This is a genomic window from Dactylosporangium darangshiense (genome assembly GCF_039537565.1).
GTDB lineage: Bacteria > Actinomycetota > Actinomycetes > Mycobacteriales > Micromonosporaceae > Dactylosporangium > Dactylosporangium darangshiense.
In genome coordinates this window covers 320,840-346,660 of sequence record NZ_BAABAT010000003.1, presented here as the reverse complement: position 1 = coordinate 346,660, position 25,821 = coordinate 320,840, and the positions used below count along the sequence as shown (strand labels likewise).

Sequence of the window (25,821 nt, the reverse complement as noted above, 5' to 3'; positions counted from 1 at the left end):
TCACACCTCCACCGGCGTCAGGTCGAGCACCGTGTCGACGCGGTCCAGGAGGTTGAGCATGTGGGTCACCACGACGACCGCGCGGCCCTCCTGTCGCCAGCGGAACACCCACTCCCAGAAGTCGGTGTACGAGCCGCGGTCGAGGCCCTGGTAGGGCTCGTCGAGCAGGATCAGGTCGGGGTCGCCGATCGCGGCGAGGACCAGGTTCAGCTTCTGCTGGGTGCCGCCCGAGAGGTGCCGGGCGGCCGTCGGCTCGCTCGCGTTCCACGACAGCTGCCGGGCCATGCGCCGCCCGGACCGCCGCGCCGCCGGCCGCGGCTGGTCCCGCCCGGCGCCGAAGAGCTCGAAGTGCTCGTCGGCGCGCAGGAACTGGAACAGGCCGGCCTGCTGCGGGCAGTACCCCACCGTGCCGGAGATCGTGACGGTGCCCGCGTCGGCACCGGCCAGCCCGGCGCAGATCTTCAGGAACGTGGACTTGCCGGCCCCGTTCGCACCGACGATCGCCGCGACCTCGCCGGAGCGGACCGTGAGGTCGACGCCCGACAGGACGTTCCTGCGCCCGTAGCGCTTGGTGATGCCCTCGGCCCGCAGGCGCACGCGTCCGTAGTCCATGCCGTCCACCATATTGAGATCAACGCCTCAGGCCCGGCGCCGGGTTGGCGGGAGATCGCGTTCGATGCGCGCGGCCGCGGCCAGCAGCGGCGGCACCAGGTCGCGGCGCACCTCCTCGGCGGAGCGGCGGCTCGCCGCCGTGGACAGGTTGAGCGCGGCGACGACCCGCCCGGCCCGGTCCCGGATCGGCGCCGCCACCGAGCGCAGCCCCTCCTCGAGCTCCTGGTCGACCAGCGCCCAGCCCTGCACCCGCGCCCGCTCGATCTCGCAGCGCAGCGCGGCGGCGTCGGCGACGGTGTGCGGTGTCAGCCGGCGCGGCTCGGTCCCGGCGAGCAACGCGTCCAGGTCCGCCGGCTCGAGCCCGGCCAGCAGCACCCGACCCATCGACGTGGCGTACGCCGGGAAGCGCGTCCCGACGCTGATCATCACGGTCATGATCCGCGAGGTGGGCACCCGGGCGACGTAGACGATGTCGGCGCCGTCGAGCACCGACACCGACGACGATTCGTTGACCTGCGCGACGAGCGCCTCCAGGTGCGGCTCGGCGATCGCCGGCAGCGACAGGCCGGACAGGTACGCGTACCCGAGCTCCAGCACCCGCGGCGTGAGCGAGAACTGCCGCCCGTCGCTGCGCACGTAGCCGAGCTCGCTCAGCGTCAGCAGGAACCGCCGCGCGGCGGCCCGGGTGACCCCGGTGAGCGCGGCGACCTCGCTGAGCGTGAGCTCCGGCCGGGTGGCGTCGAACGCCCGGATCACGGCGAGGCCCCGCTCGAGCGACTGCACGAAGTCGGGGCCGCGCGGGTCCTCGGTCACGGCGCGTCCTCGGCAACCCCGTCCGCGTCGAGGCTCTCCAGCACGCGCGCGGCCGCCGCGAACGCCGCGTTGCCGGCCGGCGCCCCGGCGTAGACGGTGGCGTGCAGCAGCACCTCGGCGATCTCGTCGCGGGTCAGCCCGTTGCGCAGGGCCGCCTCGACGTGCATGGCGAGCTCCTCTTCGCAGCGCAGCGCGGTCAGCACGGCGAGGGTGACGCAGCTGCGGGTGCGCCGGTCGAGCCCCGGCCGGTCCCAGACGCCGCCCCAGGCCGCGCTGAGCACCCACTCGCGGAACGGCTCGGCGAACGGCTTCGGCGGCCGCTCGGCGAACTCGCCGAGCACCTCGCGCCGGACCTCGGCACCCCGCTCGGCCGGGGTCATCGTGTGGTCCCGAACGCATCGAGGGCGCGGTCGACGAGCGGGCCGGTGGCGCCCAGGTCGCCGGTCAGGCCGCTGCGGGCCAGGTTGTCGCGCATCACGTCCGGATGGACGAGCAGCCGCTCCAGGGCCGCCCGCAGCCAGGAGACGGCCGAGCCGGTCGTGACGAGCAGCTCGCGCATCGGGCGCCACTCGGCGTGCCAGGCGCCCGCGGCCCGCTCGTGCTCGTGCGCCATCGCCGCGAGGAGGTTCGCGACGAGGCCGGGCGCCGACGCGGCGCAACCCAGGGCGCACACGGCGGCGATCGGGTTGCGCTTGTGGGCCATGGTCGACGAGCCGCCGGGTGCGGCGTCGGAGACCTCGTGCACCTCGTTCTGGGCCAGCAGCGTGATGTCGCGGGCCACCTTCGCCGCCGCGCCGGCCGCCGAGCCGAGGGCGCCGGCCAGGTCGGCGATGCGGGTCCGCTCGGTGTGCCAGGGCAGCACCGGCTCGGTCAGCCCGAGCACGGTGGCCAGGCCCTCGACCACGCCGGTGCCGGCGGCGCCGAACGGGGCGAGGGTGCCGGCCGCGCCGCCGAACTGCACGGCGAGGCGCTCCCGCTGCACCTGCTCCAGGCGGCGGCGGGCGGCGTCGAGGCCGCCGAGCCAGCCGGCCGCCTTGAGCCCGAACGTGGTCGGCACCGCCTGCTGCAGCAGGGTGCGGCCGATCATCGGGGTGTCGCGGTGCTCGCGGGCCAGCCGGGCGGCCTGCTCGGCGCAGGCGGCGAGGTCGGCCAGCAGCGGCCGCAGCGCGCGCGAGGCGACCAGCATGCCGGCGGTGTCGAGGATGTCCTGGCTGGTGGCGCCGCGGTGCACGGCGTCGGACCAGGCCTCGGGCACGGCGCTGCGCAGGGCGGCGACCAGCGGTACCACCGGGTTGCCGCTCTCCGCGGCGGCCGTGCCGATCGCGGCGACGCCGAAGGCCTCCGGCCGGGCGCAGGCGGCGCCGATCGCGTCGGCGGCCTCCTGGTCGAGCAGGCCCGTGAACGCCTGCACCTCGGCGAGGGCGGCCTCGACCTGCAGCATGGCGGTCAGCCACGCGTCGTCGCCGACGGCGGCCGCGACCTCGCCGCGCGCCAGCACCTCGCCGAACAGGCTCGTAGTAGGTCCCATGGGATCCCCGCGCTAGTCGTCACCTTGCCGAACCTTGCGGCACGTACCTTGCCACATCGTGCGCGCCACGCGAACAATTGTGCGCGATGCGAACATCCTTCGGGAGATGAGGTGCCCACATGAGCTTTCTGGTGGAGACGCCGCTCGGCGCCGGGACGCGCGACGTGATCGAGCCGGCCACCGGCGCGGTCCTCGGCACGGTCGGCCTCGCCGCGCCCGGCGACGTCGGCACGGCCTGCGCCGCGGCGGCCGAGGCGCAGCGGGCCTGGGCGGCGACGCCCTTCGAGGAGCGGGCCGGCGTGCTGCGCCGCGCCGGGGCGCTGTTCGAGTCCCGCGCGAAGGAGGTGGAGGAGTGGCTGGTCCGCGAGGCCGGCTCGATCCCGCCGAAGGCCGGCGTCGAGACCCACGTCGCCGCGCAGGAGTGCTACGAGGCCGCGGCCCTCGCCTCCCGCCCGATCGGTGAGATCCTGCCGAGCGCGCTGCCGCGCCTCAGCCTCGCCCGCCGCTCCCCGGTCGGCGTCGTCGGCGTCATCGCGCCGTTCAACTTCCCGCTCATCCTCGCCATCCGGGCCGTCGCGCCGGCGCTCGCCGTCGGCAACGCCGTGGTGCTCAAGCCCGACCCGCGCACCGCCGTCGGCGGCGGCTTCGCCATCCAGGCCCTGCTGCGCGAGGCCGGCCTGCCCGACGGCCTGCTGCACGTGCTGCCCGGGTTCGCCGACGTCGGCACGGCGCTCGTCGAGCACCCGCTGGTGCGGGTCGTCGCGTTCACCGGCTCGACCGCGGCCGGCCGCAAGGTCGCCGAGCTCGCCGGGCGCCACCTCAAGCGGGTCCATCTGGAGCTCGGCGGCAACTCGGCGCTGATCGTGCTGCCCGACGCCGACCTCGACCGGGCCGTCTCCGCCGGGGCGTGGGGCTCCTACCTGCACGCCGGCCAGATCTGCATGACCACCGGCCGGCACCTGGTGCACGAGTCGATCGCCGACGAGTACGTGGCCCGCCTCGCCGCGCACGCCGACGCGCTGCCGGTCGGCGACCCGCACACCCAGCCGGTGGCGCTCGGCCCGCTCATCGACGCCGGGCAGCGCGACAAGGTGCACGGCCTGGTCACCGCGTCTGTGGACGGCGGCGCGCGGCTGGCCGCCGGCGGGCGCTATGAGGAGCTGTTCTACCGCCCGACCGTCCTCGACGGCGTGGTGCCGGCCTCGCCCGCCTACGCCAACGAGGTCTTCGGCCCGGTCGCGCCGGTCGTGCGCTTCGCCACGCAGGACGAGGCGGTGGCCCTGGCCGCGGACTCGGAGCTCGGGCTGTCGCTGGGCATCCTGACCGGCGACGCGATGCGCGGCCTGGCCCTGGCCGAGCGGATCCCGACCGGGATCGTGCACATCAACGACCAGACCGTGAACGACGAGGCCGTGGCCCCGTTCGGCGGCGTGCGCGACTCCGGCACCGGCGCGCGGGCGGGCGGCTCCGGCAACGTGGACGCCTACACCGACCTGCGGTGGATCACGATGCGGGGCGCGATCGCCGAGTACCCGTTCTGACGGCGAGCCGGCCGGCGCAGCACCGCGCCGGCCGGCTCACCCGTTCCTGCTCGGCCCGTTCCTGCTCGGCCCGTTCCTGCTCGGCCCGTTCCTGCTCACCTGTTCCTGCTCGGCACGGTCCTAGAGAAAGTCGGTGAAACCCGGGCGGAAGCGGTCATCGGGCTTGCCGAATGCGGTGAACACCAGTCCGCCCCGCGTTTCGACCCCCGGCAGATGCTCGACCATGCGATCGTGCTCAATCACACACGCCAATGCCTGGGAGAGATCGGACTCGAGCTGGTGCACGGCCTCCTCGAGGTCCTCCTCCCGGCGTGACCAGTCGATGTCGGCATCGCGCAGCTGCTGGCCGGCCAGTTTCGCCACCGTCTCGGGATCGGTGACCGTGACCTCCAGCCGGCAGTATATCTGCATGACGATCGGTTCCGTGTGACCCATTGCAAAATGGTTGCACATGAATGATCCGGGTCCCTAGAAAGTGCAGATGAATTTACAACCTGGCAATCCGAAGATGTGAGAGCTTGGTGATGATCCGGTGGATACGGCAGGATCCGCGGCTCTTCGCTGACAGCATCGGCGGCGTGCCTTCGACACTGCCGACGCACCCGCTCGCGGTCCTGCCGCTGAAGGTCTGGCGCCCCCGCTGGTTCGACGGGGTCGCCCTGGCCACCGGCGCCTGCTCGCCCGACTTCGCCTACGCCCTCGACGCACCCGGCGTGCGCATTTACAGCCACACGATCGCCGCGCTGTTCTGGTGGAGCGTGCCCACCGCCGTCGCCGTGGCGTGGCTGGCCCGCCTGGGCGCGCCCGCCGTCGCCGCGCACCTGCCGGGGTCCCTGCGCGAGTACGGTGTGCTCGGCCGGGTCCGTCACCCGTGGTACGTCACTGCCTTGTCGGCGCTGATCGGCGCGATCAGCCACCTGCTGTGGGACCTCGTCACGCACACCGGCCCGGTGGAGCAGTGGTACCTGGTCCGGCAGATCAGCGACGGATCGGCGCTGCTGCTGATGCCGCTGTTCATCTGGTACTGCACGAGCCGCCACCTGGTGCGCCAGTGGCACGGTGCGGCGCCGCCGGTGCGCCGGCGCCCGGTGCGCTTCTGGGGCGTGTCGATCGCCGTCGGCGCCGCGGGCGCGCTGCTCACCTACGCCGCGGGCGACCACAGGCTGACCTTTCCGTGGTTCGGCTACCCGGAGCACATCCACGTGCTCGGCGTGCGCCTCATGGCGTCGGCCGCGCTCGGGCTGCTCGCCGGCGCCGCCGCCGTACAGTCACCCCGTGCTGTTGCAGACCGATCGCCTGTTGCTGCGTCGCTTCCGCGCCGATGACGCGCCCGTCGTGTGCGCCTACCGTTCGGACCCGGACGTCGCGAGGTACCAGGGCTGGGACGCCCCCTTCCCGATCGAGGCCGCGGAGCGCTTCGTCGCGGCCGTCGCCGAGCGGGACCCGCGGGAGGAGGGCTGGTTCCAGTACGCGCTCGAGCGGCGCGCCGACGGTGCGCTGATCGGCGACGTCGGGGTCAACCGCCACGACGAGGGGCGCCAGGCCGAGCTCGGGTTCACGCTCGCGACGGCGTTCCAGCGGCAGGGGTACGCCGCCGAGGCCGTCCGCCGGGTCGTGGACCACCTGCTGCTGGAGGAGGGACTGCACCGCGTGTACGCCTCGCTGGACGCGCGCAACGACCGCTCCGCGGCGCTGCTGGCCCGGCTGGGTTTCCGGCGCGAGGCGTACGAGGTGGAGAGCGCGTTCTGGAAGGGCGAGTGGACCGACGACGTGCGCTACGCGGTGCTGGCCAGGGAGTGGTCGCGCTCGTCCGAGCCGGCCTGAGACCGCGGCGGGCTCATCGCCAGCAGCAGGTTGAGCGTCGCCGTCCAGACCAGGCAGGCGCCCAGCATGTGCAGGATCACGACGTACCAGGGCAGGCCGGCGAAGTACTGCACGAAGCCCACGACGCCCTGCGACAGTTCGACGAGCACGAGGACCGCCGCGGCCCGGGTGACCCGCAGCGGCGCGCCGAGCGCGCGCAGCCCGAACCACACCGCGATCGAGAGCCCGACGAGGACGAACACGGCGTCGGCGTGCAGCTGCGACATCGCCTCCGGGTCGAAGCCGGTGCGGCTGGCCTTGGTGTCGCCGGAGTGCGGGCCGCTGCCGGTGACGACCGTGCCGAGCACCAGCACGGCGGCGGAGACCGCGGTGATGACGATGCCGGCGGTGCGCATCGCGCGGGGCGCCGTCCAGCGCGGGGGTTGCTCGCGCGTGCGGTACCAGAACAGGAACGCCACCGCGATCAGCGCGATGGACAGCAGGAAGTGCGCCGCCACCGTCCACGGGTTGAGCGCCATGCGCACCGTGATCCCGCCCAGCACGCCCTGCGCGGCGATGCCCGCGAGCACCCAGACCGCGCCGCGCAGCGCCGCACGGGACCGGGCCCGCTGCCGCCAGGCCGCCGCGAGCGCGACGACGGCGAACACGCTGAGCACGAACGTGAGAGTGCGGTTGCCGAACTCGATCACGCCGTGGTAGCCCATCTCCGACGTCGTCACGTAGGACTCGTCGGTGCACCGCGGCCACGTCGGGCAGCCCAGGCCCGAGCCGGTGAGCCGCACGAGCCCGCCGGTGCACACGATGCCGATGTTGGCGGCGAGCAACGCGAAGGCGGCGCCGCGCAGCGTCGCCGGCCGCTCGAGCCACTCGTTCACCCTGCTCACGATTCGCGCCACGGCGGCGATACTACGCGAGGCTACATATCACCCGTCACGCACGGTGGTACCTGGGCGCGGGTGGGTTTGGTTAGGTTTACCTTCCGTGCGATGGATCACCCGAGCGGTGGTTTGCTCGCGCTCGGCGAATTACGTAACGTTGGTGTTGTGAAAAACGCCAACGCGGTGTCGCGTGCGCACGAGCGGGTCGAGCCCGCCGTGGCGGACGTCGCTGAGGCGTGCCCTCCGGCGCAGGAGTGCCCGCCGTCGGCCGCGCTCGACGTGCGCACCCGTGACCGGGTGACCGAGCTGCTGCTGCAGGAGGGCTCCGCCACGGCGACCGAGCTGGGGCTCGCCCTCGGGCTGAGCCCGGCCGGGGTGCGCCGCCACCTCGACGCCATGCTGGCCGAGGGCCTCGTGGAGAGCCGCGAGCGCCCCGAGCGCGGGCGGCGCGGACGGGGCCGGCCGGCGCGCGTGTTCACCCTGACCGAGGCCGCGCGTGAGGCGCTGCCGCACACCTACGACGGCCTGGCCACCGCGGCACTGCGGTGGATCGCCGAGCACGGCGGGCCCGCCGAGGTCGCCGCCTTCGCCGCCGCGCAGGTCGCGGGGCTGGAGGAGCGCTGCCGCTCGGCCATGGCCGAGGCCGGCGACGACCCGCTCGCCCGGGCCGAGGCCCTCGCGCGGGCGCTGACCGCGGAGGGTTACGCTGCGGGCGCGACGACGATCGCCACCGGCGGGCAGCTGTGTCAGCACCACTGCCCGGTGGCCCACGTCGCCGCCGAATTCTCACAGCTGTGCGAGGCCGAGACCCAGGTGATCTCGCGCCTCGTCGGCACGCATGTCCAGCGGCTCGCCACCATCGCCAACGGCGACGGCGTCTGCACCACCCATATTCCGGCCCGGGTACAGCCCGGCGCCCGTCCCGATAGGCAAAGGATCGTGAGATGACGACTGCCGATCAGCTTGCCGGTCTCGGCCGGTACGAGTACGGCTGGGCCGACTCCGACACCGCGGGGGCCTCGGCGCGCCGGGGTCTCAACGAGGACGTCGTGCGCGACATCTCGGCGAAGAAGAGCGAGCCGCAGTGGATGCTCGACCTGCGCCTGAAGGGCCTGCGCCTCTTCGACCGCAAGCCCATGCCGGCCTGGGGCGCCGACCTGTCGCACATCGACTTCGACAACATCAAGTACTTCGTGCGCTCCACCGAGAAGCAGGCGGCGAGCTGGGACGAGCTGCCCGACGACATCAAGAGCACGTACGACAAGCTGGGCATCCCCGAGGCCGAGAAGCAGCGGCTCATCGCGGGCGTGGCCGCGCAGTACGAGTCCGAGGTCGTGTACCACAAGATCCGCGAGGACCTCGAGGAGCAGGGCGTCGTCTTCCTCGACACCGACACCGCGCTCAAGGAGCACGAGGAGCTCTTCAAGGAGTACTTCGGCACCGTGATCCCGGTCGGGGACAACAAGTTCGCCGCGCTCAACACCTCGGTGTGGTCCGGCGGCAGCTTCATCTACGTGCCGAAGGGCGTGCACGTGGAGATCCCGCTGCAGGCGTACTTCCGGATCAACACCGAGAACATGGGCCAGTTCGAGCGGACCCTGATCATCGTCGACGAGGGCGCCTACGTGCACTACGTCGAGGGCTGCACCGCGCCGATCTACTCCTCCGACTCGCTGCACTCGGCGGTCGTGGAGATCATCGTCAAGAAGAACGCCCGGTGCCGGTACACGACCATCCAGAACTGGTCGACCAACGTGTACAACCTGGTCACCAAGCGCGCCGTGTGCCACGAGGGCGCGACCATGGAGTGGATCGACGGCAACCTCGGCTCCAAGGTGACGATGAAGTACCCGTCGGTCTACATGACCGGCGAGCACGCCAAGGGTGAGGTCCTCAGCGTCGCCATGGCCGGCGAGGGCCAGCACCAGGACGCGGGCGCCAAGATGGTGCACGCCGCGCCGCACACCTCCTCGACCATCGTGTCGAAGTCGATCGCGCGCGGCGGCGGCCGCACGTCGTACCGCGGCCTCGTGCAGGTGCTGGAGGGCTCGCACCACTCGAAGTCCACGGTCAAGTGCGACGCGCTGCTGGTGGACACCATCTCCCGCTCGGACACCTATCCCTACGTCGACATCCGCGAGGACGACGTGTCGATGGGGCACGAGGCGACCGTCTCGAAGATCAGCGACGACCAGCTGTTCTACCTGATGTCGCGCGGCCTCACCGAGGACGAGGCGATGGCCATGATCGTGCGCGGCTTCATCGAGCCGATCGCGAAGGAACTGCCCATGGAGTACGCGTTGGAGCTCAACCGGCTCATCGAGCTGCAGATGGAGGGCGCTGTCGGATGAGCGCCCCCGCTCTGGTACCCCCGAAGACCCGCGCCCAGCAGGTCCGCTCGTTCGACGTCGCGGACTTCGCGGCGCTCACCGGCCGCGAGGAGGAGTGGCGCTTCACGCCGCTCAAGCGCCTGCGCGGGCTGGCAACGGCGCCCTCCGGCCCCGGCGCGACCGCGCCGAAGGTCGAGGTCGGCGACCTGCCGGCCGGCGTCACCGTCGCCACGGTCGAGCGCAGCGACCCGCGGGTCGGCTCGGCGCTGACCCCGTTCGACCGGATCAGCGCCCTCGCCGCGGGCTCGGCGAGCGAGGCGCTCGTCGTGTCGGTCGCGAACGACGCGGTGCTTGCGGCCCCGGCAGTGGTACGCCTGGTCGGCACCACGACCGAGCTCGCGTTCGGCCACACCGTGGTCGAGGTCGGCCGGCTGGCCGAGGCGACGGTCGTGCTCGAGCAGGCTGGCTCCGTGACGCTCGCCGACAACGTCGAGGTGCTCGTCGGCGACGGCGCCCGGCTCACGCTCGTCACCGTCACCGACTGGGACGCCGACGCCGTGCAGGCGCAGCACGTGCGCTTCCGGCTCGGCCGCGACGCGAAGGTCGTCCACGTGCAGGTGACCCTCGGCGGCGACCTCGTGCGGCAGTACACCAGCGTCGACTACACCGGCCGCGGCGGCGAGATCGACGCCTACGGGCTGTACTTCGCCGACGCCGGCCAGCACCTCGAGCACCGGCTGCTCGTCGACCACTCGGTGCCGGACTGCCGCAGCTACGTCGCCTACCGCGGCGCGCTGCAGGGCGCAGACGCGCACACGGTGTGGGTCGGCGACGTGCTGATCCGGGCCGAGGCCACCGGCACCGACACGTACGAGGTCAACCGGAACCTGGTGCTCACCGACGGCGCGCGCGCCGACTCGGTGCCCAACCTGGAGATCGAGACCGGCGAGGTCGCCGGCGCCGGGCACGCCAGCGCCACCGGCCGCTTCGACGACGAGCAGCTGTTCTACCTCATGTCCCGGGGCATCCCGGACGAGCAGGCGCGCAAGCTCGTCGTGCGCGGCTTCTTCCACGAGCTGCTGGCGAAGATCCCGGTCGAGGAGCTGCGCGACCGGCTCGGCGGCGCGATCGACGCCCGGCTGGAAGAGGCCGACGCGTGATCCGAGTGTGTGCGGCCACGGACGTGGCCAAGGGCGAGGCCGTGCAGGTGACGGTCGAAGGGACCGAGATCGCGCTGGTGCACGCCGACGACGACAACTTCTACGCCGTCCACGACGAGTGCTCGCACGCCGCGGTCGCGCTCTCGGAGGGCGAGATCGAGGGCTGCACCCTGGAGTGCTGGCTGCACGGCTCGCGCTTCGACCTGCGCACCGGCGAGCCGACCGGCCTGCCGGCCACCGAGCCGGTCCCCGTGTACGCAGTCGAGGTCCGCGACGGCGACGTCTACATCGATCCGAATCCCAGTAACGGAGTTACCACGTGAGCGAGCTTTCGATCAGCAACCTGCAGGTCTCGGTCAAGCTGCCCGACGGTGAGCTCAAGCCGATCCTCGCCGGTGTCGACCTGACCGTCCGGGCGGGGGAGACCCACGCCATCATGGGGCCCAACGGCTCCGGCAAGTCCACCCTCGCCTACTCGGTCGCGGGCCACCCGCGCTACGAGGTCACCGGCGGCTCGGTGACCCTCGACGGCCAGGACGTCCTCGCGATGAGCGTCGACGAGCGCGCCCGCGCGGGCCTCTTCCTCGCCATGCAGTACCCGGTCGAGGTGCCCGGCGTCTCGGTGGCCAACTTCCTGCGCACCGCCAAGACCGCCGTCGACGGCGAGGCGCCGAAGCTGCGCACGTGGGCCGGCGAGCTGCGCGGCGCCATGGAGAAGCTGCAGATGGACCCGAGCTTCGCCCAGCGCAACGTCAACGAGGGCTTCTCCGGCGGCGAGAAGAAGCGCCACGAGATCATGCAGCTGGAGCTGCTCAAGCCGAAGATCGCGGTGCTCGACGAGACCGACTCGGGCCTGGACATCGACGCGCTGCGCATCGTGAGCGAGGGCGTCAACCGGGTCCGCGAGCAGGGCGACACCGGGCTGCTGCTGATCACTCACTACACGCGCATCCTGCGGTACATCCGGCCCGACTACGTCCACGTGTTCGTCGGCGGGCGGATCGTCGAGGAGGGCGGCCCGGAGCTCGCCGAGCGGCTCGAGAACAGCGGATACGAGCACTACCTCGCCGGCGCGGGTCCGGCCTTGAACGCTTAGAAGGACTGTTGATGAACGCACTCGACGTCGAGGCGATCCGTAAGGACTTCCCAATCCTGGACCGCACGATCAACGGCAACCCGTTGGTGTACCTGGACTCGGGCAACACCTCGCAGAAGCCGCGCCAGGTGATCGACGCGGTGCGTGAGCACTACGAGCAGCACAACGCCAACGTGGCCCGGTCGGTACACACGCTGGGCACCGAGTCCACGGAGGCCTTCGAGGGGGCCCGCGAGAAGGTCGCGGGCTTCATCGGCGCCACCACCGCCGCCGAGATCGTCTTCACGAAGAACTCGACCGAGGCGATCAACCTCGTCGCGCACGCGTTCAGCGCGGCCGCCGACGACCCGCGCCTGCGCCTCGGCCCCGGCGACGAGATCGTCGTGACCGAGATGGAGCACCACTCCAACATCGTGCCGTGGCAGCTGCTCGCCCAGCGCACCGGCGCGACGCTGCGCTGGTTCGGCATCACCGACGAGGGCCGCCTCGACCTCTCCGGCATCGACGAGCTGATCAACCCGCGCACGAAGCTCGTCGCGTTCGTGCACTACTCCAACATCCTCGGCACCATCAACCCGGTCGAGCGCCTCGTCGCCCGGGCCCGCGAGGTCGGCGCGCTGGTGCTGCTCGACGGCTCGCAGTCCGTGCCGCACGTCCCCGTCGACGTGACCGCGCTCGGCGCCGACTTCGTCGCCTTCACCGGCCACAAGATGCTCGGCCCGACCGGCATCGGCGCCCTGTGGGGCCGCTTCGAGCTGCTCGACGCGATGCCCCCGTTCCTCGGCGGCGGCTCGATGATCGAGACGGTGTCGATGACCGGCACGACGTTCATGCCGCCGCCCGCCCGCTTCGAGGCCGGCACACCGCCGATCGCCCAGGCCGTCGGCCTCGGCGCCGCCGTGGACTACCTCAGCGCCGCCGGCATGGACAACGTCGTCGCGCACGAGAAGGCCATCACCGCTTACGCGCTGGACGCGCTCACCTCGGTCCCGGGCGTGCGGATCATCGGCCCCGAGTCCACCGTCGACCGCGGCGCGACGATCTCCTTCACCGTCGAGGGCGTCCACCCGCACGACGTCGGCCAGATCCTGGACGACGAGGGCGTGCAGGTGCGCGTCGGGCACCACTGCGCCCGCCCGACCTGCGTGCGCTTCGGCGTGCCGGCAACCACCAGAGCGTCGTTCTACCTGTACACGACGACCGACGAGATCGACGCCCTCATCCGGGGCGTGGAGCGGGTCCGGAAGGTCTTCGCCTGATGAAGCTCGACCAGCTGTACCAGGAGATCATCCTGGACCACTACAAGCGCCCGCACGGCCGCGGCCTGCGCGAGCCCTTCGACGCCGAGGCGCACCACGTCAACCCGACGTGCGGCGACGAGGTCACCCTGCGCGTGTCGCTCAAGGCCGGCAGTGTCGCCGACATCTCGTACGAGGGCATGGGCTGCTCCATCAGCCAGGCCTCCGCGAGCGTCCTCTACGACCTGCTCAAGGACGCCACGATCGAGGACAGCCTGCGCCGCCACGAGGCGTTCGCCGAGCTCATGGGCGGTCGCGGCACGGTGGAGCCGGACGAGGACCTGCTCGAGGACGCGGTGGCGTTCGCGGGCGTGGCGCAGTACCCGGCCCGCGTGAAGTGCGCCCTGCTGCCTTGGATGGCCTACAAGGACGCACTGGCGCGCGCCGGTGCAGAATCATCAGTTGCTGAGGAGACCGCATGACCGCCGTGTTGGGCGACATCGAAGAGGCGATGAAGGACGTCGTCGACCCCGAGCTGGGCATCAACGTCGTCGACCTCGGCCTCGTGTACGGCATCCACGTCGACGAGGAGAACGTCGCGACGCTGGACATGACCCTGACGTCCGCGGCCTGCCCGCTGACCGACGTCATCGAGGACCAGGCCCGCCAGGCCCTCTGCACCGGCCCGGGCGGCGGCCTGGTGTCCGACATCCGCATCAACTGGGTCTGGCTCCCGCCGTGGGGCCCGGACAAGATCACCGACGAGGGGCGCGACCAGCTGCGCGCCCTGGGCTTCAACGTCTGACGCCTCGAGGCGACAGATCCGGCGCGCCGTGCCGCGTCCGGGTCTGTCGCCTTCGCCGTAACCTGCTCAAGTCCGATAAGTCGGGCGCTCCGCGCCGCGACTTATCGGATTTTCGCCTGTCGGGTTATAAATGCGGATATGTCGTGGCGCGGAGCGCCCGACATATCGGGCCGGCGGCGAGTGCTCGACGTATTCGGCCGGTGCGCGAAGATCCTTTCGGGGCGCGGTCGTCACCAGCCGTCGCCGGGTCGCGGTCCGCTGGCGAGTGGGCGCGCCCAGGGCATAGAAAACGAAGATCCTCGGGGCGTGGCGCTGCCCTGCTCATTGCCCGCCGTCGCCGGTCGCGTGCGCCCGGTCGGACGCGGCCCGGCGGCGGGTTGGTGTGCCCAGGGCGTAGAAGAGGACGCCGACCGCGAGCAGCACGACGATGGGGACGATCTGGGTCAGCTCGAACGCGGCGCGCCCGACCCCGGCCGGCAGAGACGCGTCGGGGTCGCCGGTCGCGCCGAACCAGTCGGTGCCCAGGCCCGGCCAGAGCAGCCACACCGTGGCGACGCCGGCCCAGAACGTGGTCAGCGCGCTGACCACCCAGGCCCCGGCCGCGCCGGCCGGGACACGGTACGGGCGGGGCACCTCGGGGCGGGTGCGGCGCAGCCGGACCAGCGCCGGGAAGATGCCGAGGTAGGCCATCGTCGTGGTGGAGATGGCGACGCCCAGCGCGATCGTGAAGTACCGCTCCGCGCTGCCGGCCGACAGGCGGAACGCCAGCAGCATCACGAGCGTCGCCATGGCGCCGCTGAGCAGGTTTGCCCCGATCGGGGTGCCGGACCGGCGCGAGAAGTGCCCGAGCGCCCGCGGCGCGGCGCCGTCCAGGCCGGCGATCGCCAGTGCGCGGTCGGCGCCGATGAGCCAGGTCGCGCCGCTGGACAGCAGCGCCCAGATGAACGCCGCCGCGGTGACGGCGCCGAGCACCTTCCCGGCGCCGGTCAGGGTGGCGGTGCCGTCGGCGGACACGGACCCCCCGTAGACGGTGAAGACCTGCTTGGCCGCATCGAGGAAGCCCCCGACGCCGGTCACCTGCTCCCGGGGCAGGACCAGCAGGATCGCCAGGATCGGGGCGCCGTAGAGCAGCACCGCGCCGAGACCGGACCACGCGATGGCGCGCGGCACGTCCCGGCGCGGGTCGAGCATCTCCTCGCTGGCGGAACTGGGCAGCTCGAAGCCGACGTAGTTGAAGATCAGCACGGGCACCACGGCGATGAACACCGCATATCCCGGCGCGAACGCCGCCGGGCCGAAGCCGCCGATGCCGTTGCGCAGCGCGTACAGCAGCACCGACAGCGTGAAGATGCCCACGACCGCCATCCGGACGAAAGCTCCCAGGCTCGGCACCCACCGGCCGAGCCGGACCGACACGATCGCTGACGCCACCGCGAGCCAGATGAACGCCAGCGCGAACAGCAGCCGCGCGATCCCGTGCAGCGGCGTGAAGAACTCGCCGAACGCGGAGACGGCGAGGATGGTCAGCGTCCCGCCGAGCCAGAGCGGGTTGGAGCACCAGTACAGGACCGTGACGAGCGCGGCCACGAACCGGCCGAAGGCCAGCCGGCACCACACGTAGGGTCCGCCCTCGACCGGGAAGGCCGCGCCGAGTTCGGCCATCAGCAGGCCGTACGGCACGAAGAAGAACACGGCGAGAAAGACCAGCCAGGTGAACCCCTGGGCCCCGTGCTTCGCGACCGCGCCGATCGTGTCGAGCCCGACGATCGTGCAGATCAGGAAGAAGAGCAGGTCGAACCGCCGGAGGGTGTGGCGAAGCCTGGACTTCTCCCGGATCTCGTCGCTCGTCGTGCCGGCGATTCTCGGCGCGGTCACGAGGCAGCACTATCCCCGCGGCGGCGCGTCAAACCGGCCCGGCGCGGACCGGGACCGGGACCGGCACCGCCGGCCGAGCGGCGGGTAAATCGCTGGCCGGGGCGGACGGGCGACGGCATGATGCGCGGCATGAGTCGTTTGCGGATGCCATCGCTGTTCGAACCCGTCGCCGTCGGCGAGGGGTCGGCGCGACAGTCCAGCGTCGTGGCGGAGGCGAGCCGCAAGCAGCAGGCGTGAGCGCCGGCGTCGGCGAGGTGGCCCTCAGCGGGCTCCTCGCCGGGTACGGCGTCGCGGTGCCCGTGGGAGCGATCGGGGCGCTCATCGCCACGCTGGCCGCGCGGACATCCTGGCGGGTGGGGTCCGCCGCGGCGCTCGGGGTTGCGACCGCCGACGGGATCTATGCCGTTGTGGCGGTGCTCGGCGGGGCCGCGCTCGCCGGGATCATCGCGCCGGTGTCCGGGGTGTTGCGGTGGGTGGCGGCCGTCGTGCTGCTCGGGCTGGCCGCCAGGACCGCCCGGGACGCGCTGCGGCACCGCGGGGAGCAGGCGACCGCGCGCAAGGCGGACGGGCGGATGGGCAGGCCGCTCGGGGCGTACCTGACGTTGCTCGGGCTCACGCTGCTCAACCCGGCCACCATCGTGTACTTCGGGGCGCTCGTCCTCGGCCGGCAGGCCGACGACGGGCTGTCGGCCGGGGGAGAGGCGCTCTGGGTCGTCGCCGCCTTCGTCGCCTCCGCCAGCTGGCAGCTGGTGCTCGCCGGCGGTGGGACGTTGCTGGGGCGGCTGCTCACGAGCGCGCGCGGGCGGCTGTGGACGGCGCTGACGTCCAGCGCCGTCATCGCGGTGCTGGCGATCCTGCTGGTACTGCCGAGCTAGAGGTTCTTCAACGCCTCGCGGACCGAGAGCGGGGACAGGCCGGGGTGCGTGGCCACGAAGGCGCGCACCGCGGCCGGGTCCGTCTTCGCGTACTCGCGCAGGGACCAGCCGATCGCCTTGCGGATGAAGAAGTCGGGCTCGGCGGACCAGCTGTCGCAGTAGTCCGCGAGGCGGTTGAAGTCGGTGTTCCGGCGGTACCGCAGCTGGTGCAGGATCGCCGTGCGCACCAGCCACAGGTCGGTGCCGGGCGCGGCCCACTGGTCCATTGTGGACACCAGGAACGGGTGGGCGGCGACGAGCGGGCCGACGGTGTGTGCGGCCAGGGTGTCGACCGTGTCCCACCACGGTTTCGTGGTGATGAGGGTGCGCAGCGTGGGCAGCGCCTCGGGAGTCAGGCGGCGTGCCTCGCGGCGCAGCAGGTCGCAGGCGAAGTAGTGGTACTCGCGCTCCGGCAGCGCCCAGCAGGCGAGGGCGGCGTCGCACAGCGAAGACTCGGTGAGCGCCGGAGCGTCGCGCAGGACCTCGCGGGTCAGCTCGCGGCGCGGGGTGCTCGGGATGCCGAGGAACGCGAAGCGGTCCCGCATGTAGGCGCGCATCGGCGCGGCCCGCTCAGGGTCGGCGGCCGCGCCGTACACGTCCTGCAATCGGTCTACAAGCTGCACGCCCGAACACTAGAGGTTGCTGGTGTGGAAGGTGTCGCACTGGCGGGGGTCGCCGGTGTTGTACCCCTGCAGGAACCACTTCTTGCGCTGCGCCGACGTGCCGTGGGTGAAAGCGTCGGGGTTGACCCGGCCGCCGGCCTTCTTCTGGATCGTGTCGTCGCCGATGGACTCCGCGGCCTGGATCGCCTCGGCGACGTCCTGGTCGGTGATGGACTTGAACAGCGCGTCGCCCTGCGGGTCCTTGGTCTCGGTGGCGTGGTTGGCCCACGTCCCGGCGTAGCAGTCGGCCTGCAGCTCCAGGCGCACCGACGCCGAGTTGGCGCCCTGCTGGGCGCCCTGCTGCGCCTGTGCGTTCGTGCCGAGCAGGTTCTGGATGTGGTGGCCGTACTCGTGGGCGAGCACGTACGGCGCGGCGAACTCGCCGGAGGCGCCGAAGCGGCTCGACAGCTCGTTGTAGAAGGTGAGGTCGATGTACACCTCGCTGTCGGCCGGGCAGTAGAAGGGGCCGACGCCGGAGTCGGCGCTGCCGCAGCCGGTGCTCACCGAGCGGCTGAAGAAGTTCGTCTTCGCCGGCTGGTACTGCTTGCCGAAGGCCTTGGGCATCTCGGTCTTCCAGTACGCCTGGACCGAGTTGATGTACAGCACGTTGCGGCAGTCGGCGTTCTTGAACCGGTCCTTGTTCGACTTGTCGCACTGCTTGCTGATGTTGGCGTTGTCGGCCTTCTGGCCGCCGCCGCCGATCAGGCCGCGCCCGAAGTACCCGCCGCAGACCACCACGGCAAGGATGATGATCGTGATGAGGATGCCGCCGCGGCCGCCGCCGATCGGGATCGGGATGCCGCCCAGGCCCCCGAAGCCGCCGCCGCCACCGCCACCGCTCGACCCGCGCAGGTCGTCGACCTGGTTGGTGTCGAGATCGGCATCGTCGTTGAACTCCATCGCTCACCTCGAAGCTCAGGGGGCTGGTATCGATCGGCGTTACGTCTGTGCCAAGGTACCCGTTGATCTTGTGACGTAATCGTGTGGCGGGGCGAGCGGGGTCGCACGGTAGAATATCGCCGTGATCACGCAGAGGGAGTGACCCGAGGTGCCATCCCCGGAGTCTGTCCTTTTTCGGAAACCCCCTGCCTCGAGAGTGAGCTCTTCCTGTGATCACGGCTACCGGCCTGGAGCTGCGCGCGGGCGCGCGCATCCTGCTCAGCGACATCAACCTGCGCGTGCAGCCCGGGGACCGCATCGGCCTCGTGGGGCGCAACGGCGCCGGCAAGACCACGACCCTCAAGGTGCTCGCCGGCGAGGGCACGCCGCACGCCGGTCAGGTGGACCGGCGCGGCCCTGTCGGATATCTGCCGCAGGACCCGCGCACCGGCGACCTCGAGGTCACCGCGCGCGACCGCGTCCTGTCGGCCCGGGGCCTGGACACCATCTACGCCGAGATGAAGGCCCTCGAGGCGAAGCTCGGCGACGACGAGCGGCTGATCCGCCGCTATGGGCAGCTCGAGGACCAGTTCGCCGGGCTCGGCGGCTACGCGGCCGAGGCCGAGGCCGCCCGCATCTGCGCCAACCTCGGCCTGCCGGACCGGGTGCTGGCGCAGACGATCGGCACCATGTCCGGCGGCCAGCGGCGCCGCATCGAGCTGGCCCGCATCCTCTTCCGCGACGCGAGCGCCACCGGCGGCGGCATCCTGCTGCTCGACGAGCCGACCAACCACCTCGACGCCGACTCCATCTCGTGGCTGCGCGGCTTCCTGTCCAGCCACAAGGGCGGGCTCGTCGTCATCTCCCACGACGTCGAGCTGCTCGACGCGATCGTCAACAAGGTGTGGTACCTCGACGCCAACCGTTCGACCATCGACTTCTACAACGTGGGCTGGAAGCTCTACCAGCAGCAGCGCGAGACCGACGAGAAGCGCCGCCGGCGGGAGCGGGCCAACGCCGAGAAGAAGGCCGGCGCGCTGATGGCCCAGGCCGACAAGATGCGGGCCAAGGCCACCAAGACCGTCGCCGCGCAGAACATGGCCCGCCGGGCCGAGCGCATGCTGGACGGCCTCGAGGACGTGCGCACCGCCGACAAGGTCGCCAAGGTGCGCTTCCCCGAGCCGAAGGCGTGCGGCAAGACCCCGCTGACCGCGCGCGGGCTGTCGAAGTCCTACGGCTCGCTCGAGATCTTCATGGACGTCAACGTCGCCGTCGACCGCGGCTCGCGCGTGGCGATCCTGGGCCTCAACGGCGCCGGCAAGACCACGCTCCTGCGGATGCTCGCGGGTGAGCTCGACCCCGACACCGGCGAGGTGAGCCCCGGACACGGGCTGCAGCGGGGGTACTACGCACAGGAGCACGAGCAGCTCGACGTCGGCCGCACGATCCTGGAGATCATGCGCTCGGCCGCGCCGGAGCAGAACGACACCGAGCTGCGCAAGATCCTCGGCGCGTTCCTGTTCACCGGCGACGACGTCGACAAGCCCGCCGGGGTGCTCTCCGGCGGGGAGAAGACCCGGCTGGCCCTGGCCACCCTGGTCTGTTCCGGCGCCAACGTCCTGCTGCTCGACGAGCCGACGAACAACCTCGACCCGGTCAGCCGGGAGCAGGTGCTCGACGCCATCGCGCGTTACCCCGGCGCCATTGTGCTCGTCACACACGACCCGGGCGCGGTGCAGGCCCTCAAGCCGGACCGCGCGATCCTGCTGCCCGACGGCGTCGAGGACGCCTGGAGCGACGACCTCCTGGAGCTCGTCGAGCTCGCCTGAGGTTGTTCGCCCTTGGCACCACGGAGGCCGGGATTCCTCGCGGGAGGAACGGTCGTGCGTTGCACGGACCCGAGCCATGCAATGGCTCTTACCACGGTGTGACCAGAGCGCCCTCGACGAGCACGGCGACCAGCGCGCCCAGGCCGACGAGCAGCAGCGGCGCGGGCGGCGGGTCGCCGGCGGGGCGTTCCGGCGCGACCGCGGCGACCGTCAGCCACGGGAAGAACGGCAGCCAGGCGTGCTCGACGCCGCCCCTGGCCAGGCCGGCGAGGATCGTGAACACCACGGCGGCGCCCGCGCCCGCCAGGAACGGCCACATCGCCGTGTTGCGCACCTTGCGAGCGCTGGCGTAGAGCGGCGGGCCGGCCGCCAGCAGCAGCACCACGACGCTGATCGCGCTCCACCACAGCACCGAGCGGTACGGCGCCACCCGGCTCGCGTAGTCCGTCTCGGCCGCCACGAGGCCGTCGGCCCAGCCGAAGCCCAGCAGCTGCGCGCCCAGCACCGGCAGCAGCGCCCCGATGCCGCTCAGGACGTTCAGGGAGGCGCGGCGGCGGGCGAAGTACACGCAGACCAGGGACAGGCCCAGCCAGGGCGCGGAGTACGAGAACAGCGACGCCAGGCCGATCAGCAGGCCCGCCAGGACCGCCCAGCCCGTTGCCGCCCAGCCGCGCACCCGGCGGCGGCTCGCGCGCAGGCCCGAGACGATCGCCGCGGCGCCCAGCACCGCCACGAGGCCGTCGAGGCTGACCGCCGTCCAGATGGCGTAAGGGGCCAGCACCAGCACCGGCAGGTACCGCCGCGCCGCCTCCTCGCCGACCGAGTCGCGCACCGCCGCGAGGACCAACGGAATCGTCAGCACCGATACCGCGGTGATCAGGAATCCGAGGACAATGTGGTCGGTCACGCCGATTCGCTGCAGCGCCCACAAAAAGAGCACGGGGCCCGGCGGATGGCCGCGCGAGGCTACCGAGTGGTCCGCCGCGGCGGCCGTGAAATGTCTGAGGTATGTCAGTGGTGAGTCGCCCACCTGCCTTACGTCGCCCAGATATTCCTCGGGCGAGCCGAGAGTTTTCGTAAGGCCCGACCATCCATCGACAAGCGCCAAAGCAATAGCCCACGCGAGGCCGGCGGTGTACCCGAATAGCTGAATTTCGTGCCATCTCAGCCGGGTGAACCGGCCCGATGCGGCGAGCCAGAGCGTCGCGGCGGCCACCGCGGGCGCCAGGACAGAGCCCGGGCCCACCCTGATCTTGTACCTGCCGAGGAAGGGGGCGCTGGCGGTGCCCAGACGGGCGTCTAGCTGCACCGCGAGCGCGGCGAGCACGAGCCCGCCGAGGCCGAGCAGGAGCCAACAGAGCGCGTCGCGGCGCTCACGCTGCGCAGCGTTGGGTGGGTCGGCGGGCGGTTCGCTCATCACGGCGCATCACGGTATCGGGTAGGCGACAATGCTCTGCGTGTCGGTTGGCGTCCTGTCGATATCTAGCGCATGATCGTTCGAGGCGGTCTAATAGGTGGGACCGCACCAACCGCTCTGTCTGGGACGTGAGGGATCAGCATGGCAGCCACCGCCACCACCAGCACCGAGAAGGGTCGCCGGATCGTCGGCGCCGAAAGGCAGACGCTGGCGAAGGACCTCGTGAAGCGGTACACCAACGGTGAGAGTATCCGCGCACTCGCCGCTTCCACTGGCCGTTCCTATGGATTCGTGCACCGGGTGCTGACCGAATCCGGCGTTCAGCTTCGTCAGCGTGGCGGCGCCCGGCGCCGCAAGAAGGCGTGAACGCCAACCTCTCCTCGGCCAGCGCCGATCCCGCATCGGGAGAGGCGCGATTCGACCTCGACGGGCCGGTCGCGACGGTGACGTTGTGCCGGCCCCAGGTCCTCAACGCGATGACTCCCGCGCTGTGGGCCGACCTGCGCGAGTTCGGGCGGACGCTGCCGGGCGACGTGCGCGTGGTGATCGTGCGCGGCGAGGGCCGGGCCTTCTCGGCCGGGCTCGACACCAAGGCCGCCGTGCAGAACCTCGGCGCGCTGGCCACCGCGCCGGACGGCGACGCTCAGATCGCCACGTTCCAGGAGGCCTTCGCCTGGCTGCGACGCCCATCGCTGATCTCCGTCGCCGCCGTGCAGGGCCACGCGATCGGCGGCGGGTTCCAGCTCGCCCTGGCCTGCGACTTCCGCGTCGTCGCCGAGGACGTCTCGTTCAGCATGGCCGAGATCAAGCTCGGCCTCGTGCCCGACCTCGGCGGGACCCGGCGCCTCGTCGAGCTGGTCGGCTACGCCAAGGCCCTCGAGCTGTGCGTCACCGGCCGGCGCGTGCAGGCCGCCGAGGCCGCCCAGATCGGCCTGGCGAATGTGGTGGTACCCCGGGACGAGCTCGACGACGCCGCTCGCGATCTCGCCGCGGCGGTGCTCGAAGGTCCGCGCGACGCCGTGATCGAGATCAAGGCGCTGCTGGCGTCGGCCGCGGGGCGCACGTTCGCCGAGCAGGAGGCCGCCGAGCGGGCCGCCCAACTGCGCCGTATCGCGGATCTCGCGGGCCTCGGGGAGTAGGTCGAAAGGCCTAGTCGCGGCGGGGAAGCTGCGGCGCCCTCCAAAAGTTGTCGTACCTGCCGGGCAGAATCAGCCCGGCAGGATCTCGACGACCGTTGGGGGTGTGCGGCATGTCTTCGCCGATGAGCAGCATGGCGGGCTGGGAGACGCTGCGCGCGCTGCGCAAGGCCGACGAGCTCGCGGGCAAGAAGCTCGGCCGGGAGACCATCCGGCGGATCATGCGCTTCGCCCGTCCGTATCGGCGCGACATCGTCGTCTTCCTCGTCACCGTCGTGCTCGGCGCCGCCATCGGGGTCGCCACGCCGTACCTTGCCGGTGACGTCATCAACAAGATCAACGCGGGCGGGCCGACCGCCGGGGCCGCCGTTGTGCGCGTCGCGCTGCTCATCGGCGGCCTCGCCGTCGTCGACGCGCTGCTGTCGCTGGTCCAGCGGTGGTATTCGGCACGCATCGGCGAGGGGATCATCCTGTCGCTGCGCCGGCTGGTGTACGACCACGTGCAGCGCATGCCCCTGCAGTTCTTCACCCGCACCCAGACCGGCGCGCTGGTCAGCCGGCTCAACAACGACGTGCAGGGCGCGCAGCGGGCGTTCACCTCGACCCTGTCGGGCGTCGTCAGCAACGTCATCCAGCTGGTGCTCACCGCCGCCGTGATGCTCACCCTGTCGTGGCAGATCACCCTGCTGTCGCTGGTGATGCTGCCGCTGTTCATCCTGCCCGCCCGGCGCGTCGGCCGGCGGCTCGCGGCGCTCACCCGCGAGGCCTACCAGCTCGACGCCAAGATGAACGCCACCATGACCGAGCGGTTCGGCGTCGCCGGCGCCCTGCTCGTGAAGCTCTTCGGCCGCCCCGACGACGAGGCCGCCCGCTTCGCCGAGCGGGCCGGCCGGGTGCGCGACATCGGCATCCAGACCGCGATGTACAGCCGCGTGTTCTTCGTCAGCATGCTGCTCGTCGCCTCGCTGGCGCAGGCGCTCACCTACGGCCTCGGCGGCTGGTTCGCCGTGCACGGCAGCATCACCGCCGGCACCGTCGTCACCCTCGCGCTGCTGCTCACCCGCCTCTACGGCCCGCTGACCGCCCTGTCCAACGTGCGCGTCGACGTGATGAGCGCCCTCGTGAGCTTCGAGCGGGTCTTCGAGGTGCTCGACCTCGCCCCGTCGATCGCCGAGCGCCCCGACGCCCGCGAGGTCCCGCGCGGCGCCGCCACGGTCGAGTTCCGCGACGTGCACTTCCGCTACCCCAGCGCCGCCGAGGTCTCCCTCGCCTCCCTCGAGGACGTCGCCGCGCTGGACCGCACGGTCACCGACGAGGTCCTGCGCGGCGTCACCTTCACCGTCCAGCCCGGCCAGATGGTCGCCCTGGTCGGCCCGTCCGGCGCCGGCAAGTCCACGACCGCGATGCTGCTGCCGCGCGTGTACGACGCGACGTCGGGCACCGTCCTGGTCGGCGGCGTCGACGTCCGCGACGCCACCCTGCAGTCGCTGCGCGACACCATCGGCGTCGTCACCCAGGACTCCCACCTGTTCCACGAGACCATCGCCGAGAATCTCCGTTACGCCAGCCCCGACGCCACCGACGACGAACTGTGGACCGCCTTGCGCCGCGCCCAGGTCGGCGACCTCGTCGAGTCCCTCCCCGACGGCCTCGACACGGTCGTCGGCGAGCGCGGCTACCGTTTCTCCGGCGGCGAGAAGCAGCGCATCGCCATCGCCCGCCTGCTGCTCAAGGCCCCGTCGATCGTCATCCTGGACGAGGCCACCGCCCACCTCGACTCCGAGTCCGAGGCCGCCGTCCAGCGCGCCCTGTCCGAGGCCCTGACCGGCCGCACCGCCCTGGTCATCGCCCACCGCCTCTCCACCATCCGCGACGCCGACCAGATCCTGGTCGTCGACGCGGGCCGCATCGTCGAGCGCGGCACCCACGACTCACTGGTCACGGCCGGGGGGTTGTACGCCGAGCTGTACCGCACCCAGTTCGCCGTCGTCGACTCCCCGGTGCCTCACCCCACGGCCTCCGCGGCCCCCGCGGTCCCGGCCCCCTAGCCCGCGCCCTCTCGCCGCGCCGTGCCCCGCCCTCGCCCACCGCGCGCGCCCCGGGCCCGCGCACGTCCTCGCCCACGGCGTGCCCGCCCCGGGCCCGCGCACGTCCTCGCCCACGGCGTGCCCGCCCCGGGCCCGCGCACGCCCTCGCCCACGGCGTGCCCGCCCCGGGCCCGCGCACGCCCTCGCCCACGGCGTGCCCGCCCCGGGCCCGCGCACGCCCCCGGCTGCCGCGTGCCCGCCCCGGGCCCGCGCACGCCCCCGGCTGCCGCGTGCCCGCCCCGGGTCCGCGCACGCCCTCGCCACCGTGTGCCCGCTTCGGGCCCGCGCACGCCCCCGGCTGCCGCGCATCCGCCCCGGTCTCGCCAAGCCCGCTCTCGCCCACCGCGCACCCGCCCCAGTCACCGCACTCGCCCGGCCCCGCGCACGCCCTCACCACCGCGCGCCCGCCCCGGGCCCGCGCGCCCCCGGCTGTCGCGCACCCGCCCTGGCCACCGCACTCGCCCCGGTTGCCGCGCAAGCGCCGCGCCGCTGCACGCGCGTTCCGGTCGCCGCGCGACCGCCCTGTCCATCGCGCACCCGCCCATGCCGTCGCCCGCCCGCCCCGGTCGCCGCGCGACCGCCCCAGCTGTCGCGCACCCGTCCCGGGCGCCGCGCATCCGCTTCGCCCATCGCAACGCCCGTCTCGTCGAACGCGCGCCCGCTCCGGTCGCCGCGCACCCGCCTTGGCCACCGCACGGCCGCCCCCGGCTGTTGTGCACACGCCCTGGCTGCCGCTTGTCCGTTCCCGGCCGCGGCGCACCCGTCCCGGGCGCCGCGCATCCGCTCCGCCACCGCAACGCCCCTCCCGTCGAACGCACGCTCGCTCAGGTCGCCGCGCGCCGCTCTGGCTACCGCACTGCCGCCCGGGCTGTTGCGCACACGCGCACTGGCCGCCGCACGCCCGCCCGGCCGCCGGATGCCTGGCCGGGCCGCCGCGCACCGGCCCTGGCCACCGCCCGACCCCGGCCGCGGCGCACCCGTCCCGGGCGCCGCGCATCCGCTTCGCCCACCGCAACCCCTCCGTCCGTCGGCCGCGTGACGGTCCCGGCCGCCGCGCACCCGACTCGTCCGCCGCATGGCTAGCCCGGTCGTCGCGCATCCGCGTCGCCCGCTGCGTGCCGCACCTGGCCACCCCGCGCCGGGCCCCGCGTATCGTCTCGCCCGCCGTCCGTCGAGCCCGCCCTGCCTACGGCCGGC

General features: G+C 72.5%; 26 protein-coding genes. 16 read left to right on the top strand and 10 right to left on the bottom strand.

All coding sequences use genetic code 11. From position 1 onward, the window contains the following. The 4 genes from ABD901_RS08305 to pcaB are packed head-to-tail and all read right to left on the bottom strand — an operon-like array spanning nt 1 to nt 2,953. Nucleotides 1-612, bottom strand: a complete 612-nt coding sequence (locus ABD901_RS08305) for an ATP-binding cassette domain-containing protein (protein ID WP_345122970.1) — start codon at nt 610-612, stop codon at nt 1-3. Between the two features lie 27 nt (nt 613-639). Continuing rightward, nucleotides 640-1,425: an IclR family transcriptional regulator domain-containing protein gene (locus ABD901_RS08300; protein ID WP_345122969.1), complete on the bottom strand. Its 786-nt coding sequence runs from the start codon at nt 1,423-1,425 to the stop codon at nt 640-642. After that, nucleotides 1,422-1,805: a carboxymuconolactone decarboxylase family protein gene (locus tag ABD901_RS08295; protein WP_345122967.1), complete on the bottom strand. Its 384-nt coding sequence runs from the start codon at nt 1,803-1,805 to the stop codon at nt 1,422-1,424. The genes ABD901_RS08300 and ABD901_RS08295 overlap by 4 nt, the downstream gene beginning before the upstream one ends. After that, a complete protein-coding gene (pcaB, locus tag ABD901_RS08290; protein ID WP_345122965.1) occupies nt 1,802-2,953 on the bottom strand; it encodes a 3-carboxy-cis,cis-muconate cycloisomerase in 1,152 nt (383 codons plus the stop codon). The genes ABD901_RS08295 and pcaB overlap by 4 nt, the downstream gene beginning before the upstream one ends. A gap of 119 nt (nt 2,954-3,072) precedes the next feature. Between pcaB and ABD901_RS08285 the strand changes: the two genes are divergently transcribed. Continuing rightward, entirely contained in the window at nt 3,073-4,494 is a 1,422-nt protein-coding gene (locus ABD901_RS08285) for a benzaldehyde dehydrogenase (protein ID WP_345122963.1), read from the top strand. Between the two features lie 120 nt (nt 4,495-4,614). Here the strand turns inward: ABD901_RS08285 and ABD901_RS08280 are convergent, their stop codons facing one another. After that, the gene (locus ABD901_RS08280; protein ID WP_345122962.1) at nt 4,615-4,929 is read right to left on the bottom strand and encodes a hypothetical protein; all 315 of its coding nucleotides are present in this window, start codon (nt 4,927-4,929) and stop codon (nt 4,615-4,617) included. 143 nt (nt 4,930-5,072) lie between these two features. Between ABD901_RS08280 and ABD901_RS08275 the strand changes: the two genes are divergently transcribed. Together ABD901_RS08275 and ABD901_RS08270 are read left to right on the top strand one after the other, a co-directional pair. Continuing rightward, the gene (locus ABD901_RS08275) at nt 5,073-5,819 is read left to right on the top strand and encodes a DUF4184 family protein (protein WP_345122960.1); all 747 of its coding nucleotides are present in this window, start codon (nt 5,073-5,075) and stop codon (nt 5,817-5,819) included. Further along, nucleotides 5,770-6,318 carry a GNAT family N-acetyltransferase gene (locus ABD901_RS08270; protein WP_345122958.1) on the top strand — a complete coding sequence of 183 codons (549 nt, stop codon included), beginning with the start codon at nt 5,770-5,772 and terminating at the stop codon, nt 6,316-6,318. The genes ABD901_RS08275 and ABD901_RS08270 overlap by 50 nt, the downstream gene beginning before the upstream one ends. Here the strand turns inward: ABD901_RS08270 and ABD901_RS08265 are convergent. After that, nucleotides 6,270-7,193 carry a COX15/CtaA family protein gene (locus ABD901_RS08265; RefSeq protein ID WP_345122956.1) on the bottom strand — a complete coding sequence of 308 codons (924 nt, stop codon included), beginning with the start codon at nt 7,191-7,193 and terminating at the stop codon, nt 6,270-6,272. The genes ABD901_RS08270 and ABD901_RS08265 overlap by 49 nt on opposite strands. 219 nt (nt 7,194-7,412) lie before the next feature. Here ABD901_RS08265 and ABD901_RS08260 point away from each other — a divergent pair, with 219 nt between their 5' ends. The 8 genes from ABD901_RS08260 to ABD901_RS08225 are packed head-to-tail and all read left to right on the top strand — an operon-like array spanning nt 7,413 to nt 13,825. Beyond that, nucleotides 7,413-8,144 carry a helix-turn-helix transcriptional regulator gene (locus tag ABD901_RS08260; RefSeq protein ID WP_380139762.1) on the top strand — a complete coding sequence of 244 codons (732 nt, stop codon included), beginning with the start codon at nt 7,413-7,415 and terminating at the stop codon, nt 8,142-8,144. Then, nucleotides 8,141-9,547, top strand: coding sequence for a Fe-S cluster assembly protein SufB (gene sufB / locus ABD901_RS08255; protein WP_345122954.1), 1,407 nt, complete (start codon nt 8,141-8,143; stop codon nt 9,545-9,547). Before ABD901_RS08260 ends, sufB begins: the two co-directional genes overlap by 4 nt. Continuing rightward, nucleotides 9,544-10,686 carry a Fe-S cluster assembly protein SufD gene (gene sufD / locus ABD901_RS08250; protein ID WP_345122952.1) on the top strand — a complete coding sequence of 381 codons (1,143 nt, stop codon included), beginning with the start codon at nt 9,544-9,546 and terminating at the stop codon, nt 10,684-10,686. The genes sufB and sufD overlap by 4 nt, the downstream gene beginning before the upstream one ends. Beyond that, nucleotides 10,683-11,009 carry a non-heme iron oxygenase ferredoxin subunit gene (locus tag ABD901_RS08245; RefSeq protein WP_345122951.1) on the top strand — a complete coding sequence of 109 codons (327 nt, stop codon included), beginning with the start codon at nt 10,683-10,685 and terminating at the stop codon, nt 11,007-11,009. Before sufD ends, ABD901_RS08245 begins: the two co-directional genes overlap by 4 nt. After that, complete coding sequence (gene sufC, locus ABD901_RS08240; RefSeq protein WP_345122949.1) at nt 11,006-11,782, top strand: Fe-S cluster assembly ATPase SufC; 777 nt, start codon at nt 11,006-11,008, stop codon at nt 11,780-11,782. Before ABD901_RS08245 ends, sufC begins: the two co-directional genes overlap by 4 nt. Before the next feature lie 11 nt (nt 11,783-11,793). Then, nucleotides 11,794-13,041, top strand: a complete 1,248-nt coding sequence (locus tag ABD901_RS08235) for a cysteine desulfurase (protein WP_345122947.1) — start codon at nt 11,794-11,796, stop codon at nt 13,039-13,041. Continuing rightward, nucleotides 13,041-13,502: a Fe-S cluster assembly sulfur transfer protein SufU gene (gene sufU / locus ABD901_RS08230; protein WP_345122945.1), complete on the top strand. Its 462-nt coding sequence runs from the start codon at nt 13,041-13,043 to the stop codon at nt 13,500-13,502. Before ABD901_RS08235 ends, sufU begins: the two co-directional genes overlap by 1 nt. After that, nucleotides 13,499-13,825, top strand: a complete 327-nt coding sequence (locus ABD901_RS08225; protein ID WP_345122943.1) for a metal-sulfur cluster assembly factor — start codon at nt 13,499-13,501, stop codon at nt 13,823-13,825. Before sufU ends, ABD901_RS08225 begins: the two co-directional genes overlap by 4 nt. Nucleotides 13,826-14,146: 321 nt before the next feature. Here the strand turns inward: ABD901_RS08225 and ABD901_RS08220 are convergent, their stop codons facing one another. Then, complete coding sequence (locus tag ABD901_RS08220) at nt 14,147-15,700, bottom strand: APC family permease (RefSeq protein WP_345122942.1); 1,554 nt, start codon at nt 15,698-15,700, stop codon at nt 14,147-14,149. Between the two features lie 233 nt (nt 15,701-15,933). Here ABD901_RS08220 and ABD901_RS08215 point away from each other — a divergent pair, with 233 nt between their 5' ends. Continuing rightward, complete coding sequence (locus ABD901_RS08215) at nt 15,934-16,575, top strand: LysE family transporter (protein WP_345122940.1); 642 nt, start codon at nt 15,934-15,936, stop codon at nt 16,573-16,575. On the opposite strand, the gene ABD901_RS08210 is transcribed toward ABD901_RS08215, so the two are convergent. Together ABD901_RS08210 and ypfJ are read right to left on the bottom strand one after the other, a co-directional pair. Further along, nucleotides 16,572-17,237, bottom strand: coding sequence for a DNA alkylation repair protein (locus ABD901_RS08210; RefSeq protein WP_345122938.1), 666 nt, complete (start codon nt 17,235-17,237; stop codon nt 16,572-16,574). The genes ABD901_RS08215 and ABD901_RS08210 overlap by 4 nt on opposite strands. 9 nt (nt 17,238-17,246) lie before the next feature. Then, complete coding sequence (gene ypfJ, locus ABD901_RS08205) at nt 17,247-18,176, bottom strand: KPN_02809 family neutral zinc metallopeptidase (RefSeq protein WP_345122936.1); 930 nt, start codon at nt 18,174-18,176, stop codon at nt 17,247-17,249. 209 nt (nt 18,177-18,385) lie between these two features. On the opposite strand from ypfJ, the gene ABD901_RS08200 reads away from it, so the two are divergent. After that, nucleotides 18,386-19,984: an ABC-F family ATP-binding cassette domain-containing protein gene (locus ABD901_RS08200; RefSeq protein WP_345122934.1), complete on the top strand. Its 1,599-nt coding sequence runs from the start codon at nt 18,386-18,388 to the stop codon at nt 19,982-19,984. Nucleotides 19,985-20,072: 88 nt separating this feature from the next. On the opposite strand, the gene ABD901_RS08195 is transcribed toward ABD901_RS08200, so the two are convergent. Beyond that, the gene (locus ABD901_RS08195; protein ID WP_345122932.1) at nt 20,073-20,891 is read right to left on the bottom strand and encodes a hypothetical protein; all 819 of its coding nucleotides are present in this window, start codon (nt 20,889-20,891) and stop codon (nt 20,073-20,075) included. Nucleotides 20,892-21,542: 651 nt separating this feature from the next. Between ABD901_RS08195 and ABD901_RS08190 the strand changes: the two genes are divergently transcribed. The 3 genes from ABD901_RS08190 (at nt 21,543) to ABD901_RS08180 (ending at nt 24,585) form a co-directional block, all read left to right on the top strand. Then, a complete protein-coding gene (locus tag ABD901_RS08190) occupies nt 21,543-21,767 on the top strand; it encodes a helix-turn-helix domain-containing protein (protein ID WP_033359767.1) in 225 nt (74 codons plus the stop codon). Next, nucleotides 21,764-22,540 (top strand): enoyl-CoA hydratase/isomerase family protein, encoded by a 777-nt coding sequence (locus tag ABD901_RS08185; protein WP_345122930.1) that lies wholly within the window; start codon nt 21,764-21,766, stop codon nt 22,538-22,540. Before ABD901_RS08190 ends, ABD901_RS08185 begins: the two co-directional genes overlap by 4 nt. 110 nt (nt 22,541-22,650) lie before the next feature. Next, nucleotides 22,651-24,585, top strand: a complete 1,935-nt coding sequence (locus tag ABD901_RS08180) for an ABC transporter ATP-binding protein (protein WP_345122928.1) — start codon at nt 22,651-22,653, stop codon at nt 24,583-24,585. The last annotated feature ends 1,236 nt before the right edge of the window (nt 24,586-25,821 follow it).